Here is an 18,007-nt window from a genome sequence, read left to right on the forward strand (position 1 = left end):
TGGAACACGTTTATCCGGAATAAAAGAGGGGCTGTGACAAAAGTTAACTTTTGTCACAGCCCCTTCGTTTTTTTAACCAGCAGATCAAGGTGTTTCAAACAATATCCTCAGGCTAAATTTGAATTACTTATCTTCCAGCACTTAGTTCTAGTGGTTAAACACTAGTTCTCAGTTCATCTGCTTAATATGCTCATGCCCTACTCTGACGCAGATGCTCACCTAAAAGTGCGACAACCGTGCGGCTAGTCAACAACATAGCTTCAGTTGTCACGAATTCAAACGGTCCATGGAAGTTTTCACCACCATTAAAGAGATTGGGAGTTGGAATGCCTTTTTCTGTCAGCGCATTTCCATCCGTTCCTCCCCGAAAAGGGTGAACGATTGGCTTCAAGCCGAGTTGCCGATAGGTTTCCAGCACCAACTGTGTGATATAAGGATGTTGCTTAATAACCTCTTTGATATTATAATATTGGTCTTTGATGTCCAATTTAATTCGTGGTTCAGTAAATTCTTGGTTAAGTTGTGTAACAATTTCTCGCAACAGTTTCTTTTTAGCTAAAAACTGCTGGTGCTCAAAATCCCTAATAATAATATTTATTTGTGCTGCCGCAATTGTCGCCTTAACTTCAGTGACTAGCAAAAAGCCTCCTCGTTCTTTGCTCAATTCAGGGACTTCATCTGATGGTAAGTGTGAAAGCAAGCGATTTGCAAGAGTAGCTGCATTTACCAGCAAACCATAACCGTCGCCAGGATGAACTGCTGTTCCTCTAATTGTTATTTTAGCTTGTGCCGCATTAAAGGTTTCATCTTCTAACTGACCCGGAAGACCATTATCCAGCGTATAGGCAAATTTCACATTAAACTTACTAATATCGAACCGCTTCGCTCCTAAACCGATTTCCTCATCTGGTCCAAAAGCTACACTGACAGGTCCATGCTTAATTTCGGGATGCTCCAACAGATATTTGAGTGCAGTCACAATTGCGGCAATTCCCGCCTTGTCATCTACTCCCAACAAAGTAGTCCCATCACTAGTAATTAATCTTTGCCCACGATACTTGCGCAGATTAGGGAATTCACTTACACGCATCATAATCCCCTTTGCTTGATTGAGGACTACATCTTGTCCATCATAATTAGCATGTACCTGCGGTTGAATATTTTCAGCAGCAAAATCGGCAGTATCTAAGTGAGCAATGAAGCCGATCGGGTCAACCGATTCATTCGTATTTCCTTGCAGTGCAGCTACAACGTAACCATCTTGCTCGTCGTAAATGACATTTTCTAGGCCCAAAGCTTTTAAATCGGCTACGATTAATTTAGCTAAACTAACTTGCCCTGTAGTTGTAGGCACACTCTGACTGTTTTCATCTGATCTAGTATTAATCTGTGCATATTTAATAAAAGTTTGTTCAATAAATTTCAGGTACTTTTTATCATTCATGCTTCAACTTCCTCACCTAATTTGCAAGATACGTCGTTTTCCAATCATAAGGAACTCCCGCCGGATTATAGACCACGTTTTTAACGTTTGAACGCAAGAGCTGTGATTTTGCAACTTGATACAACGGGATCGTTCCTTGTTGGTCCATTAACAATTTTTCGGCCTCAATTAATTTTTCCCACCGTTTTTCAGGTTGATTACCATAAGTATTCTCAGCCTCATTGATCAACTGATCAAAGCTGCTATTCTTCCAGCCGGCTGTGTTATAAGATGAGTCGCTTTCGTAAACATCTAGGAAATTAATTGGGTCAGCAAAAACTGACTGCCAGGTTTTCACAGATGCATCATAGTTGCCCGTACGCTGTTTTGCAATCAACTGCACAAAAGGAATTGTTGACACATCGACTGTCACTCCCGGCAATTTTGCCAAAGCACTTTGCAAGTACTCTACCGCTTGCTTACTGCTATCAGTATCTGCTGTTAAGATTGTAAATTTCAATTCGTGAGTTCCAGTTTCTTGGTAACCTTGTTTTAAAAGTTTTTTAGCTTCCGTTAAATTATAAGCAGTTGCCGCTTTTACGTATGATTCCTCATCAAAAGCTTTTTTAGTTTTGGGATTATTCCCCATTCCTGCGGGGACAAAACCTTTAAGAGCTACAGAACCATCTTGCAATACATTTTGTGTCAATGCTTTCCGATTAATTGCTAAAGAAATTGCTTTGCGAATCTTAAGATTCTTGAAAGCCGCAACTTTATTTTGATTCAGATCCAAGCGAGTTGTGGCCGTTGGGAGTCTTTTGACAAAATCCTTGTTGTTAGTGTTGTTTTTAACCTGTTGTCCACTTAATAAAGTTTCATCAACTTTTTTACCAGAATAAAGTTCATAACTCGTTGTCGTACTTTCCGTGACCAATTCATTGATTTCTTTTAAATGTACATTTCTTCTGTCCCAGTAAGTCTTATTCTTAACGAGTGTCCATTTTTTATTTGTCCCGGTCCATTTCGTTAGTTTATACGGCCCGTTCGAAACTGTATAGCGCGCTTGTGTCCCATACTTAGATCCAAACTTATCAACTGCTGTTTTGTTGACTGGGAAAAAGAGCGGCCATGCCAGTAGTTTTTTGAAGTAACTGACTGGTTTGGTTAGCTGCACTTGTAATTTATACTTGCCAAGTGCCTTTATTCCCAGGCTATCTACCCCTTTTTTACCATTACTGATCTCCGCAGCATTTTTGACTTGATCAAGATAAAAAGCATCTTGTGAGGTGGTCTTAGGATCAACTGTTCGTTGCCAAGAATAAACAAAGTCCTTGGCAGTAACTTCTTCTCCGTTAGACCACTTAACATTCTTCCGTAAATCAAAGGTATATGTTTTTCCGTCATTCGAAATAACAGTTTTCGTAGCCAATGCATTCTGTGGAACTCCATTTTTATCTAAACGGTAAAGCCCTTCTTGTGTATTCAAGAGTGTATTAAAACTTAATGTATCGGTAGCTTTCGCTAAATCGGCAGTCGCTAACATTGAACTTTCTGTCCAGTTCAATGTCTGCTTTGCTGCATATTTTCCGTTCTTACCGCTTTGACTGCTACTTGAATTCCCACAAGCAGTCAGAAAAATGCCTGCTGCTAACGCAACAGTCCCCAATTTAAATAACTTGTTCACTAAAAAACTCCCCTTCTTAAACAAGAATTTAATTCTAATAAAGACAAAAAACCCTCTCAAGCTTAAAAAGCTTAAGAGGGACGAAATAATAGTTATTTTCGTGGTACCACCCAATTTTAACAGTACTTCACAGTTCTATCCTTACAGGTACAAACATACCTAGTTGCTGTAATGGGCGCGCCCATGAACAGTTCATTAAAAACTCGCTGTCCAACCACTCCAAGACCATCTTCACAATGACATCCTATCCCCGTTCTCAGCATCCCCGGTTTTTCTGTAAATAGTCTCTCATCGTTACTCATCTTATCAAAGTTAAAATTCTTATTATGTTGCAGTAATTTTACACTAGAAAGTAAAACATTGTCAACCTAACTGCAAAAACAATTGACCTAACCCTAAGCGCTCAATTTGCATCTACCATGCCGGCAGTGTACTTCCTTTATAGAGCTTCTTAATTGCTTTTTTAGTTGCAGTAGTTTGATACGCTTTAACAATTTTCTTGTAGGTTGTATTTGCTTTATTCTTTTTAAGCACAGAAATCAAGTTGATATACTGACCACCGTTTTTAAGGTGTTCTCTGTACAATGCCTGACTTAAAGGAATATTAGCTGCAGATGCATAATTTCCATTTATGACAGCTGCAGCAACACTTGTTAAAGCCCGCGGTGTTTGTGCAGCATCAACCGTCACAATTTTCAGTTTTAAGCGATTCTTCACAATATTTTTAGCAGTTGCCAAACCAGATGTATTAAGCTTGATAAGTCCTGCACTTTGGAGCAGATTCAAGCTGCGAGTTTCATTGGGTGCATCATTTGGAATTGCAATGCTGTCATTGACTTTTAAAGCGGATAATTTACTAATCTTCTTAGAATAGATCCCCAGCGGTTGAAAATAAGTTCTGCCTAAAGCAACAATCGCTGTCTGATGTTCCTTATTCCAATTATCTTGAAAATTGTAGCTTTGAAAAGCATTCAAATCAATATCATGACTTGCCAAGGCTCGATTAGGCTGATTATAATCAGTAAATGTAGTTATTTTCAATGTTATGTTATCTTTTTGCTTAACGCTTGTAGCAACTTCTTTCCAAATGCTCTCGTCTTGGGTTCCCACTACTCCGATTCGCACAATTTTAGTACTTTGCTGACCACATCCGGTCAAAAAAATAATAAGTCCCCAAAAGACAGTAACCAGACTAAATACTTTTAACTTGCTCTTCAAAAAAACACTCCCCATCTTGAACTCTAAGTGTCAAACAATCCCACTTTACCGTATTTTTTAGCAGATCTGCTTTTGCATCATCTCCCTAACTGTTAATTTGAGCAAATAAAAAGAGCATGGGTCATTTTGACCTAGCCCCGAAACTTTCCTCTGAAGTAGTTGCAGCCGGATTCCATTCCATGCCTAAACCTAGCTTAGACGTAATCTCCTAACTCAAACACTGCTTTTGTCTTAACTTCTTCGAAACGTTATCGTGTTTCACGCGTACTTTAAGCTTGCACTTGCAGTTACTGCTCAGAGTTCATCTTCAAGAAAATATGAGCTCCATCTTCTCAGCAATAATGGTCTCTGTTCAACTCAATCTTTTCTTTACTCTTCTCTTCATTGCATAAAAATTAAATTCAATTAAATTGTTACTGAAAATACTAATTCTTTTAGCAATCAATGTCAATTAAATAAATTAAAAATTCCAAGCTGCTTTTGCGATTTTTTATTTTGGGCCTTTTCTTCTTTCAATCAGCTTAACGGAGTTTTTAACAACTTGCTCATAACGACTGACTGTCAAGGCTGCAAACAAAACATCCACCATATAGTTTACTGCCGCGACAGCATTAACCGCCTCCATATTTAAAGTTTGATCAGTCGTTGGAATCACGAAATATTCATTTGTGAGCTGACTAAGTGCCAAGTCGGCCAGACCGCCAATGCCAATCAAATAGATGTCCATCTTTTTCAAGTAACTAGCCGCTTCAACCATCATTGGATTCCCACCAGTAAAAGAAAGGAGAATTGCTGCGCGTTGCTGTTCCTTTCTAGTTGCTGCAAGATAGTGCTCATTAATATTTGTTTGAACCGCACTTTGAATTCCTAAAGTCCGTAATTTAAATGCAGCTGCAGCCGCACAGCTTTCAGTAATTCCTGTACTATAAACATCAATCATTGTAGTGTTTTTCAAACGCTTGACAACACGCTGCAAAATATGCGGGTTTACTTCAAGACAGCTTCGGGTAAGGATCTTATCATACATTGCCTTAACATTATTCGCCACTTGATCAAACTGTGTATCTTGATTAATGGGACGCTGTTTTGAAGCTTCTAGCAGCTGCTTTTTGGCAGCAGCTTCAATTACTAACTTTTTTTGAACCTCTGTAAAACCCGCAAAACCAATTTTTTGGCACAAGCGCAGAACAGTCGTTTTACTTGTAAAAGTTCTTTTACCAATCTGGGCTGCAGTCATATGCAAAGCCGCTTCTGGGTTTGCTAACAAAAAGCGTGCTACTTTTTGCTCCGCCGTAGTCATTTTCTCTGTTTTCTCAAGTTCATCCAATAACATTACTTGGCCCTCATTTCAAAATACAAATTTTCAAGGAATACTAGGTTCGGTAATCTTCTATCCTAAATAGCCGATTGGCCTTTTAAAACCAAAATGAAAATCATTTTTCAAAATAAGTATGCGACACTTTATCATTGGTAGCAAGCCAAGCTTATTCAATTTCAGCTTGATCTTAATTTGCTGATTGATCTTCTGCAAATAAAGCGCTGCCGTTGCTTTCGATTACATCCCGATACCAGTAAAAACTTTTTTTCTTATAACGCTTCAAAGTACCTGTCCCGTCATTATTACGATCAACATAAATAAAGCCATACCTTTTCTTCATTTCCGCTACCCCATTGCTAACGATGTCCAGCGGTGTCCAGGCAGTATAGCCGCGCAAGTCGACACCATCTTGAATTGCTTCCCAGGCCTGTTGCAGATGTGCTTTATGATACGCAATTCGATAATCATCTTGCACCGTTTTTTGACCAGCGACTTCAATCAGATCATCATTAGCACCAATTCCGTTTTCAACAATAAACAGTGGTTTTTGATAGCGATCGTACAAAGTATTCAATGCAATCCTCAGACCCACAGGATCAATCTGCCAGCCCCAATCAGATTTTTTAAGATAGGGATTGGCGACTGCAGAGATCACATTACCTCTGATTTTTTCAAGGCCTTCTTTATTAGCACTCGCGCAGTAACTCATATAATAACTAAATGAAATAAAATCAACTGTATTTTCTTGTAACAACTGCTGTTCTGCTTTAGTAATTTTAAGATTAATTCCATTGTCCTTAAAATAGCGCTGCATATACGCCGGATACGTTCCGCGAGCTTGGACATCTGTAAAAAAGAAAGTTTTACGATTCTCTTGGATTGCTTCTAACACATCTTCTGGTTTCGGTGTAAGCGGATAATAAGGGCTATATGCTACCATGTTTCCGATCATAAAATTCGAATCAATTTCATGTCCAGCCTTGACAGCCAAGGCACTTGCAACCAATTGATGATGAATCGCCTGATACATTTCAGTCTGATCAATCTGGTCTAGTGAACGATTAATGCCCACGCCATTGAAAGGAGCTTCTAAGGTCACATTAATTTCATTAAAAGTCAACCAGTACTTAACTTTGCCTTGATAGCGTTTAAATAAAAGTTTGACAAAACGCATGTATAAATCAATCAATTTAGGGTTTTTCCAACCACCATAGTGCGTCACTAAGTGCAGTGGGAATTCAAAATGCTCTAGTGTGACCATTACTTCAATTCCTTTGCGCCTCAACGTTTCAATTAAATCATCATAAAATGCAAGCCCTTTTTCATTTGGTGTTTCATCATCGCCGTTAGGAAAAATTCGAGCCCATGAAATTGAAATCCGTAACATCTTTAATTTCATTTCTGCAAACAAAGAAAGATCTTCAGGATACCGGTGATAGAAGTCCACCGCAATTTTCTTCAAATAATCGCCTTGCGGTGGAATCTCCACTTTTTCAAAAACTCCATGTGGCAGTGCATCTGCAGTCGTTAATCCCTTTCCATCTGCAGTAGCCGCACCTTCAACTTGACTAGCCGCCAACGCCCCACCCCAGAAGAAATTCTTTGGAAATTGTTTTTGCAGTCTTTGTTTCATTGCTGTTCCCTCCTAAATATAATTTGTTACTCTTACCTGCAAAATAACACGACTTGCATCCAATGAAAACCCTTTAATCACTTTTAGGACCATTAGTCCAGCAAGTAAGACATTCTCTAGCGCCTTTTGGTCCGACTACAGCATATTTTGAACCAGCTACGCTAGAGAACAACATTTCAGGCGGTAAAATTTTGCTTTATGAAACACGTTTATCCGGGATAAGTAAAGGAGCTAGACTAAAATTTCACTTTTGGCCCAGCTCCCTCGTGACTAAGTTTAACTTTTATTTGCTTTTTCTTTTTCTAATTCCAAAAAAGACACCCACACTGCCAAGAATACTGGCGCATAATCCCCACAGGATTAATATTTTAGATTGCCTTTCACTTGTCTGCGGCAATTGTTTTTGTTTGTTCAGCAGCTGTCTATTCTGCCGCGTTGCTTGAATTGCAAGCTTACCTTGCTCGGATCTAAACATTTTGAAAGCCAGCTTGTCAGTTTTGCGTTGGCTTTGGCTGTGCGGGTTCCAATTAGTGCTGCCGTTTATTTTTGGCGCTGCTTGCGCACTGTTTGTCCCAGATTGTTTACCATAATCAACTGCAGCTTGTGCTCTTACCGTGACATAGACAATTTTTGTAATTACATTACCCTGTGCATCTGTGTAGCTATACTTGATTTTGTATTTACCAGGTTTAGTAGGATCGACATTGCCACTAACAGTCACAGCTTGCAACGAAATCTTTTGTCCCATACTCCCACTAGCTGCGTTAAAATTATCAGCAGGTGTCCACTTAGTCTGTGAACCTGCATTCAATGTCCCATCTTGGGCGTCAATTGCCGCCAAGCTAGGTCTCACTGTCACTATGGCTACCTGATTGACTGTCTTCTTCTGGCTGTCTGTATAACTGTAAGTTACTTTGTAACTGCCAACCTTAGTTGGATCAACACTGCCACTGACACTCACCGCGCTTAATGGCACTGCATTTCCTTTGATATCAGTTGCTTCAATGAAGTTATCAGCTGCTGTCCAAGTTGTCCATGGTCCCGCAATTAATGTGGTATTTTTGACAGTAATTGCAGTCTGAACCTTTTGATACAGATAGTTAATTACCTGATCCTTAGCAGTATAAAGATTACTGGTATTTTTATTTTGCGTCTCACTCCCAATTAAATAGTAACCCGCTATCTGAGCAGCTTTTGCTTGATAACTTTCCCCGATCTTGCCACTGAACTGCTCAGCAACAGCGAGCGGTTTCCCAGCAGTATCCAAATAGTTGACCGTTAATTTTGCACGATTATTCCAGATACTCTCAATTGGATTTACCGCCAGTTCCGTCACATTGGCTGTCCCGCCTTGCGCAAAGACTACCAGACCAGTTGTACTTTGAGACCCAAGATACTCAGGACGCATAAAGAAATTTTGTGTAATCGACTTTTCACCATCGTTTGCAAAAGCCTCAATGCTTGTCTCATCAACATAGACTGTCAATGTAATTGTGCCATTGTTCGTCTCAACACTTGCATTCATCTGATCGCGCGGACTCCCCATTTCCGGTTCCCCACTTTTTAAGCGTTGTACGAAAAAGAGTTTTGTTTTCAGATCATAACCGACAGTCATATAATATTGCCCATCAGCGGACATCCGGACTTTGAATCCAACAGTTTTTGGAGGGTTTTTAACATCCCAAGAAAATTTCGCCGCAACTTTATAAGTTTCTCCTGTATATGCAATCTTGTGTTCGCTATTTTTAACCACAGTAGTCATCTCAGTAGGGGAGATTACATTATCTTTCTCATTATTTTCAATTTCAGAGACAACTTTATTTTTCAACAGGTACCCGTCAACTGCGGTGGAACTTTTAACCAATGTCAGTTCTCGTGGAAGTGTCATATTACCATACCAAGGGGTTGTTTTAGCTTCAGTCGTGTATGACCAGTTTGACTCCCATCCCAGCATTACCGTCCGCTCAGCGGCTAAATTTGCAAAAGTTATACCTGCATAAAAATCCTCACCATAATCTAGCGTCTGTGGCTGAGATAACGTGGTCGAACTTTCTGGTGTCCATTTACCATTTGCATCCATTGAACCCACAAAGTATTCCATCCCTGAACCAGTGGCATGCGCACCTTGCTGCACACTGACACTAAAGACCCACTTAATTTCATTAGTTCCGGAAACTTGCATTGGAATCAGTGCCGGGCACTCCCAAGCACCTTTTCCAACATTACTTTGCCTTTGAATACTCGAAGCATATTCCCATTGCAATAAATTCTTTGATTTATAGATAAGTGCTTCTTGCCCTGAGACCACCGTCATTAAAAATTGCTTATGCTGTGCATCATAGACTACATTCGGATCTCGAAAATTAGCAGAATCACCTCCACGCGAGGCTGTAACCGGAATCAATGGCTGTGGATTAGCAGAGTTGCCATCTGCTGAATATTGGACAAAAGTTTTACCGCCGTCTAAGCTATACGCAAGATGTTGTTCTTGAATCTCAGATAAGCCAATCCAAGTTCCCCAGCCACCGTCTTGACCATCATTTATCCGGGTAGCAATTTGATAATCAGCCGTATAAAAAGCCAAGATTGCTCCCTTTCCTAATCCACTGACATTATTTGTATCAACAAAAATACTCCCACTAAAGATATCTTTTTTACCATTGGCGTCTCCCCAGTTAGTAGTCGGAACCCCAACATAACGGACTTCTCCATCTTTTGCTAAATTCCCGGTTGTATTGGTGTACGTGAAGTCTTCCCAAGATTGATTCGTCAATGTTGAAATTGCAACTTTCTCTTGCGTCCAATTAATCAAATCTTTACTGACCGCATGTCCCCAAGACATGTTTCCCCAAACATTGCCTTCAGGATTATATTGATAGTACAAATTATAAAGTCCTGTTTCTTTATCGTAAAATAATCCATTTGGGTCATTCATCCAATTCTTGGCAGGCGAATAATGAAATTGATTTCGATATTCCTCATCATATTGTGGCGCCTCAACCTTTGTCGAATTATTGAGGACCGGATTACTATTTGAAGTTGCAACGGACGTTGTATTCTTTTTCAAGATAGCGCTTTCATTATTTTCGGTAACATCTGTAGTCGTCGCACCTGTTCGCTTTTCATCAGTGGTGCTGCTTGTTTCACTAGTAGTTGTACTGCTCCTACTAATTGATGTCGCATCAGCACTGCTTTCCCCAAAGGCTGCATTTGGCGTACTTGAACTTGTACTAGTGGTACTGCTTACTTGCTCTGCAGTTGAAGTCTGCGACTCGGTGTGATCTACTTGGGACACACTTGTAGCTGTACTCGAGGTATGCGTGGTTTCAGCGCTGCTCTTTTGCTCGGTCATACTGACAGTACTTGAGTCAGCGCTGCTCGAACTTCCAGTGCTACTTGTGTTTGCTGCATTAACGGCTGTTGCGCTAGTTGACTGTCCAGTTGAATTTGCTTGACTACTGCTATCCACTGCCACAACAGTTGAAGTTTCCTGCGCCTTGACGCTATTTTCTTGAGAATCAGTTAAAAGAAATCCACCTCCAATAAAAATAATTGCAAATGCCCATTTTTTCCCTTTTTTATACATTTTATAATGCTCTTTTTGACTGTATTTTGTGCTCATCTAACTATCCCCCAATTTTTTTGCTGCAATTTCCCCACGACGTCCAGCAAAATTTTTGCAACAAAAGGGAGCTAAGACAAACCATCCAACTGTCCTAGCTCCGAATAACCTTACTTGACGTCATAATCCTTGGTGCTTAACCCCGCTTCATGAAGATTATCACGAAAATTTGCAATTAAGCGCTCAACATTTTGTCTGCCCTTATACAAAACATACCCCAATAACAAAATTAAGCAGATACTGATAACTAAGGCTACATAAGCAGCAATTACCAATCCAAGACTCAAAGCTTTGGCATAATAAATAACTACTACAGAGGAGCCAGCAATCAAAAAGAATAGGGTAAGCCATAATTGCAGATTAAACATCATCTTGCGTTGATACTGTACTTCCTTTCGATACGCTGCGGATATTTCTTGAAACGATATTTTCCGTTCTGCTGTCATTAGTTTTACCTCGCTTTTCATCAGTCACCAACCTGCCTCAAAAACGGTAACCTGATCGTGCTGAATATTCTCTAATGTTTACACACTTTATTTGACTAGTAAGAAAGACCAGGATTGAAGAAACCAACCAAAACACCTATAAAGGCAATGATTACCAACAAAATCATCGTTTTCCCGGCTGAAACATTCTTTTTAGCCATCAACCACCAACACATCAGGATGAAACCGGCTGTCAAAAGGCCAGGATAAACAGAGTCTAATTTATCTTGCAGATTCAAGAAAACTTTTCCTGAAGAATTTCTTAACTTAAATGCAGTTGTAACTGAAACCCAAGTTGCAGCAACACTTCCGACCACAGTTCCGCCAATAATAGAAATTGCTTTACGAATTGCTTTGCCTTGAGCACCCACAAGAAACTCAACCGCTTTATCTCCCATTTCATAACCTTTGAAATAGGCAAACCGCATTCCAAAATAGGCCAGCAAGTTCCAAACAATAATGTAGAAAATGGCGCCAACCGGTGAACCACCAGTCGATAACCCTAAGGAAATTCCCAAAATTACTGGAATTAAGGTTCCAACAACCATTGAATCTCCAATTCCGGCTAGAGGGCCCATCAAACCAGCACGCAAGCCATTAATTGTTTCACCGTCGACATCTTTGCCATTTGCACGTGCTTCTTCAAGTCCGGCTGTAATCCCAATTACAACAGAACCAAGTTGCGGTTCGGTGTTAAAAAATGCTGTATAGGTTTTCAGTGCTTCCTTTTGATCTTCCTTATTCGGATATAATTCTTCAACGATCGGCAACATTGAGGTCAGATACCCAAATGTCTGCATATGTTCTTGTGAGAAACATGTCAAATGGCCGTAGAACCAATGATGAAAAGACTTAGTTAATGTTCTTTTAGAAATTCTTTTATTTACCGTTTCTTGCATTTTAAATATCCTCCTCATCATCGTCGTCGTTTGCTCCATCAGTGACCGGAGCCTCACTCCGCTTATTCAATACCAATTCCAGTTCATAGAAGATTAAGGCAAATATCAAGGAAATGACCGCACATGAAACTAAGTTGAGTTTTAGTGAAGCTGCAAGAGTAAAACCAACGAAAAATGGAATAAAATCAGTTGGTTTTTCAACGATTTGTTTAAGCAAAATTGCAATCCCGACACATGGAAGCATTGCACCTACAGTAAATAAAGTCTTCATTGCGATTCCGTCCATCGGTAATGCTGATTTTAATGCAGTTACCGCACTTGCCCCTAATTTACACATAATCAAGGTTGGCAAGAACGAAAAGACCAAATGCGATATCCATGGCAAGCCCCAATCAACAAAATAAAGACTCTTAAAATTACCCTTGTCAATTTGTTTCCAACCATAATGTTGCCATAACAAGTTCATGGTTGCGGTTCCATAAAAAAGTACAGTTCCAACTGTCCCAACCAAAGTCCCCATTGATTTTGCTAAGTTAGCTGCAGTTCCTGAAGTTGCAACTAATCCTTGAGAATGAATTGCAACCATAGCAAGTGGAATTCCGATGTAGGAGACAGCACGCACATCAGCGGAAACAGTTCCCCCTGGTGTAACCAAAGCGATATAAACAAGCTGCATTGCCACCCCACAGGCAATTCCTGTCTTGATATCTCCTAAAACAAGTCCACAAACAAGTCCTCCAACTAAAGGACGTCCTAAAGTATAATTACCAATTGATGAACCGGCCATACCAGGCATGGATGACAAACACGCAAAGATCCCAAGTATAGCAGCTTGAAGCCAACTAATTGTCATATTTATGACCACCTTTTTTTATTTTAAAAGCCAAACTTACCTTTGAAACTATCCCAATACCCAATCGAAACATCTGGCAGCAATTGAAATTTAACCTTGTAACCGGCTTTTTCGATATCTTCAATTGCTTGCGCTTCTTCTTGTGTAATTGACTGATTGTTTCCTAGCTTGGTAGCACCTGGACGATCATTTGCAGGTCCGACAATGATAGTCTTAATATCATCTGGAATAAAGCCCATATCGACTAATATTTTTTTCATATCAATTGGGTTTTTGGTAATAAGAAAATAATTGCGTTTTGATTCTAAGACTTGCTGTGCCTTTTCCTGAAAATGGTCCAAAGTCCAAACAAAAGTTTTTTTATCAGAAGCCCCCTTGTAGGCACTTTTTAGCACCGGATTATTAGCGACCTGATCGTTAACAGCGATCAGCCCATCACATTTTTTCTCAGTTGCCCACCGTGTTACAGTCTGTCCGTGGATCATCCGATCATCAATTCTAACAAAACTTACTGCCATCTTGACTACCCCCTAATCTAAATCTCTTCATCTTCGTCATCATCATCTGAAGCCGTCAATTCCATTCGTTTGAGTGCATTCCTCCCTTCAGTGATCGCAATTTCAGCCAACTTAGCTGCCGGCAGGTCATCCATTTGCAAAACAACATTGATCGCCAACGGTAAGTTCATTCCACCCAGTATCAGCGAGTCAGCTCTGCCACTTTCTGCAAGTAGGTTACAGACCGTAGTTAACGGGCTTCCCCCAATAATGTCGCCTAAAACTACAAAAGTATCATCAGTAGAGAACTTGCTAAGGCTTTCTTTAAAGCGCTTACCAAAATTGGTACTAGACTCACCATCCTTCAAACCAATGGCTAGGACACGCTCACTTTTTTCGCCCACAAACATGGCGAGTGAAGTTTTTAACCCTTCTGCAAATCCTCCATGACTCACAAGTAATAAATATTTCATAGAAAATAATTAACCTCCTTTCCTTAAGAACAGTTTAAGTATAACACCATTCCCAAAATGCGTAAACGCTTACTGTGAAAAAGATAACACATTTGTGTGCTTTTCAACTTTATTATCTAAACCGCTTTTTATTTTTGCTTTTTTGAGATAAAAAGCCTTTTATAAAGCTGTTAATTTGTAAAAAATTTCCAAATTTAAAAAAGGCATTATTTTTAAAAGAAATTATGGGACAAAATATTAATAAAAGTAATCGCTTACAATAAGCGTGCTACTTTGAAATTGTGAAAAAAATAACTATCATGAAATAAAATTAAAATTTAATCTTTAAGTGCTTTTTTTTACCAAATTCCTCCAATCGTGAGTTTTTAGAGCTGTTTCTTTGCACCCATCCGTGATCTTCAAAAACATGCTTACCATTTTTTACCCACAAAAAGAGCCTATAACAAAACTTGAACAAACTTCTCGCTTTGTCATAGCTCTTTTTTTGAAATACTTCGTCCTTTTTATTAGCTAACTGGCAGTTCTATAATCTCCAACTAGCTCTTTAGAACTGATCAATCAATAACTGCCGAATTTCAACCAAACTTGGCTGCCGTGGGTTAGCAGGTGTGCATTGATCGTTATAAACCAAGTCCACCAACTTGTCGAGTGCTTCTTCAAAATGTTCCTTAGTCACTCCATTGGCAGATAACTTAGGCGTAACTCCCACAGCCTTCATCAATTGGTCAATTTTTTGGCAAAGCTGTTCAATCAGCTCAGCATCATTCTTACCTTGCAAGCCGATAAAGCGGGCAATCTGAGCATAATCCTTTTGACCACGGTATACTTCATAACGTGGGAATGGGGTCCGTTTTACCTTACCTGCAACTCCGTTAAACCGAATAACATGTTGCATTGCAATTGAAATTGCCAATCCGTGTGGTAACCCAAATTCTCCACCAGTTTTATGTGCCAATGAATGATTAATTCCTAAGAAGGCGTTCGCAAAAGCCATCCCGGCCAAAGTTGCGGCATAATGCATCTTTTCACGCGCTTTTTCACCTTTCAGAGTTGGATGTTTCGGATCAAACTTGTAAGATTCTTCCAAATTCTCAAATACTAATTTAATTGCCTGCAATGACCATGGACGGGTAAAATCAGAAGCCATCACTGAGACAAAGGATTCAAGCGCATGAGAAAGCGAGTCTAACCCAGACCATGCAACCGTTCTTTTGGGAACCGTCATCACAAACTCAGGATCAACAATTGCTACTTGTGGAGTTAACTCATAATCAGTCAGTGGATACTTGACATGCGTATGATCGTCTGTGATAACAGCATATGGTGTCACTTCGGAACCTGTCCCTGAGGTCGTCGGGATAGTCACAAGTTGTGTCTCGAGTTGATGATGAAATTTAACAATTCTCTTCCGAATATCAATGAATTTTTGTTGCAGACGGGTAAAGAGTTCACTCACTTTTGCATAACTATCAAGGAATCCGGATTCTTGTTCCAATGAATATTCGTAAATAAAACGAGCAATCTTGGCTGCATCCAATGCAGATCCCCCACCAATTGCAATCACAGTATCTGGCTTGAATTGTGCCATCTGTTTTGCAATTTCAATTGTTTGCCCTAATGTCGGATCAGGTTGAACCGTGCCGTAAATTGATGTTTTTACAGGATCCTCACGTAAAGCGAGTTGATCATAGATCTTCTCTACAAAACCAAATTGAACCATTCCTGGGTCGGCAACAATAAATGCACGGTCAATATTTTCCACTGCATCTTGTAGATAAGAAATTGCATTTTTTTCATAGTAAATCTTCTCTGGCAATCGTACCCACTGTGGACGGTTACGCCGTTTAGCTACTGTTTTAACATTCAACAAATCTTGTGTGGATAAGTTATGTGACAATGAATTCTTCCCCCATGATCCTGTTCCTAATGTCATACTTGGGCGCAATGCATCAGTATAAATGTCACCAATTCCTCCGATTGAATCCGGTTGATTGACAAGAATGCGGGCAGCTTTGGTCTGATCAGCATATTCATCAATAAATGGATCTGACTGTGAACCGATTTGAATAGCTGCATTATGACCAGCGCCTTGATAATCAAGTAAAGCGGCCACAATCTTAATTCCGTCTTGACGATCTTTTGCCTTATAAACAGACAGCAGTGGTGACAACTTTTCAGAAGATAATTTTTCTCCGATATTCTTAGGATTCAATTCAAAAAGCATTACATCTTTATCTGCTGGAAGTTTAAGACCTGCTTTGCTGGCAATCCAAGCAGCCGGTTTCCCCGCAACCGGTCCATTTACTCCGTGACGATCATTAAACACAAAGTCCTCAATTTTACCATAATCACTCTTGGGAACAAGATATGCACCTTTGGATAGCATTTTCTCCATCCAAGCAGCATAGACAGGCTCTTCAACCACTACTGAATTTTCAGTCGCACAAATCATGCCATTATCAAAACGTTTTGACAATAGTAAGTCTTCAACTGCACGATCCAAGTCAGCCGTATGATCTACAAAGACTGCACCATTGCCTGCGCCTACCCCCATCGAAGGGTTCCCGGACTTCAATGCCGCATTTACCATCCCAGGTCCACCAGTTGCTAAAATCGAAGCAATCTTGGGGTTACGAATCAAAGCCGTTGTTTTATCCAAACTTGGCTTTTCTACCCATTGCACAATATCTTTTGGTGCACCTGCTGCTACTGCTGCATCATATAGTATTTTAGCTGCATGTACTGAACAGTTCTGAGCTTGGGGATGGAAAGCAAAAACGATTGCATTCCGCGTCTTAAGCGCTAACAAAGTTTTAAACATTGCTGTTGAAGTTGGGTTTGTAGTTGGCACAATTCCAGCTAGAACCCCTAAAGGAGCAGCAATTTCGACTTTGCCAGCTACTTTATCTTCACCAATAATTCCGACAGTTTTATCGTTTTTAATTAAATTGTATACGTTTTCAGTTGCGAACCGATTTTTAGTATCTTTATCCTCAACCACTCCGCGTTGTGTTTCATCAACTGCCTCATGTGCCAATGTCAGTGCAGCTTCTGAACCTGCCAAAGCCGCTGCTGCAACAATCTTGTCAACCGCTTCCTGACTAAAGGTTGCATATCTTTGCTCTGCCGCAAGCGCTTTTTGAACCAATCCATTGGTATAAGCTTCGGCTTTCTCATATTGCTTTGCTTTTTCCTCAGGTGAAAGAGTCTTCTTCACTGTTTTAGTAATAGTAGTCATGTAAACTTCCTCCCTTTGTATCTGTTTAAAAGTTTGTGAAATAATTAACTTGTGTTTCTATAGGTAATCATATCCTTATTTATTATGAATTGCAACACTTATTTCATTAAATTTAAAAATAATGATTGTAGCGCTTTCTTTGTTGAACAATTAGCATCTATGTTTTGAATTTCGATAATATATAATAATGATATTCCATCTATAATTAATGTGACGTCATTCACATTGATTATAGAAGTGCGACACTCAGCGTTCTGCCGCCGTAGACTAAGTCCGGCATTACAAAGTAACCCGAGTTTGGTTACGCGGAATGCTGGCTTAGGCGCAGGTGGCTGATGATTGGAGCACGTTATGTAGAAGTGCCGACAACCACCGGGAGCCTTTGAGCACTAACACCAAATTACAAAATAGACGGGCTGTGTCTATGCGTAATTTGAGGTTAGGCGCAAAAGGCTGGTGATTGGAGCACATTAAAGAAGTGCCGACACCCTGCGTTCATTAACAGCACTAAATTCAGTTGGTGCTACCGGCTTAAAAGTTGCATCTAAAGCTTGACTGCTCATAAATAAAGGGCTGTGACAAAAGTTAAATTTTGTCACAGCCCTTTATTTATTCCGGATAAACGTGTTCCATAAGTCAAAATTCTCCGTCTAACTTCGAATTA

The 18,007-nt window shown here is 39.8% G+C and carries 12 protein-coding genes; all 12 read right to left on the reverse strand.

All coding sequences use genetic code 11. The features are described 5' to 3' along the window. Positions 1-190: 190 nt before the first annotated feature. The 12 genes from pepT to adhE all read right to left on the reverse strand — a co-directional run bounded on the left by pepT (position 191) and on the right by adhE (position 17,343). Complete coding sequence (gene pepT, locus FD50_RS10150; protein ID WP_056961459.1) at positions 191-1,444, reverse strand: peptidase T; 1,254 nt, start codon at positions 1,442-1,444, stop codon at positions 191-193. A gap of 16 nt (positions 1,445-1,460) precedes the next feature. Then, positions 1,461-3,107, reverse strand: coding sequence for a peptide ABC transporter substrate-binding protein (locus tag FD50_RS10155; RefSeq protein ID WP_056961461.1), 1,647 nt, complete (start codon positions 3,105-3,107; stop codon positions 1,461-1,463). A gap of 414 nt (positions 3,108-3,521) precedes the next feature. Then, entirely contained in the window at positions 3,522-4,325 is an 804-nt protein-coding gene (locus FD50_RS10160; RefSeq protein ID WP_235803462.1) for a MetQ/NlpA family ABC transporter substrate-binding protein, read from the reverse strand. Between the two features lie 490 nt (positions 4,326-4,815). Further along, on the reverse strand, positions 4,816-5,658 hold the full coding sequence (locus FD50_RS10165) for a MurR/RpiR family transcriptional regulator (protein ID WP_056961463.1): 843 nt from the start codon (positions 5,656-5,658) through the stop codon (positions 4,816-4,818). Positions 5,659-5,830: 172 nt separating this feature from the next. Next, entirely contained in the window at positions 5,831-7,276 is a 1,446-nt protein-coding gene (locus FD50_RS10170; RefSeq protein ID WP_056961465.1) for a glycoside hydrolase family 1 protein, read from the reverse strand. Between the two features lie 283 nt (positions 7,277-7,559). Continuing rightward, positions 7,560-10,898, reverse strand: a complete 3,339-nt coding sequence (locus FD50_RS10175) for a GH32 C-terminal domain-containing protein (protein WP_082610518.1) — start codon at positions 10,896-10,898, stop codon at positions 7,560-7,562. A 110-nt stretch (positions 10,899-11,008) separates the two neighbouring features. Further along, the gene (locus FD50_RS10180) at positions 11,009-11,344 is read right to left on the reverse strand and encodes a hypothetical protein (RefSeq protein WP_056961467.1); all 336 of its coding nucleotides are present in this window, start codon (positions 11,342-11,344) and stop codon (positions 11,009-11,011) included. Positions 11,345-11,439: 95 nt separating this feature from the next. After that, entirely contained in the window at positions 11,440-12,303 is an 864-nt protein-coding gene (locus tag FD50_RS10185) for a PTS system mannose/fructose/sorbose family transporter subunit IID (RefSeq protein ID WP_156653537.1), read from the reverse strand. After that, positions 12,284-13,135, reverse strand: a complete 852-nt coding sequence (locus FD50_RS10190; protein ID WP_056961469.1) for a PTS mannose/fructose/sorbose/N-acetylgalactosamine transporter subunit IIC — start codon at positions 13,133-13,135, stop codon at positions 12,284-12,286. The genes FD50_RS10185 and FD50_RS10190 overlap by 20 nt, the downstream gene beginning before the upstream one ends. Before the next feature lie 23 nt (positions 13,136-13,158). Continuing rightward, complete coding sequence (locus FD50_RS10195) at positions 13,159-13,653, reverse strand: PTS sugar transporter subunit IIB (protein ID WP_056961471.1); 495 nt, start codon at positions 13,651-13,653, stop codon at positions 13,159-13,161. Positions 13,654-13,670: 17 nt separating this feature from the next. Continuing rightward, a complete protein-coding gene (locus FD50_RS10200; protein ID WP_056961473.1) occupies positions 13,671-14,105 on the reverse strand; it encodes a PTS sugar transporter subunit IIA in 435 nt (144 codons plus the stop codon). A 544-nt stretch (positions 14,106-14,649) separates the two neighbouring features. Beyond that, the gene (adhE, locus tag FD50_RS10205) at positions 14,650-17,343 is read right to left on the reverse strand and encodes a bifunctional acetaldehyde-CoA/alcohol dehydrogenase (RefSeq protein WP_056961475.1); all 2,694 of its coding nucleotides are present in this window, start codon (positions 17,341-17,343) and stop codon (positions 14,650-14,652) included. Positions 17,344-18,007 lie beyond the last annotated feature (664 nt).

Origin of the sequence: Liquorilactobacillus satsumensis DSM 16230 = JCM 12392 (assembly GCF_001435195.1) — a bacterium.
Taxonomy (GTDB): domain Bacteria; phylum Bacillota; class Bacilli; order Lactobacillales; family Lactobacillaceae; genus Liquorilactobacillus; species Liquorilactobacillus satsumensis.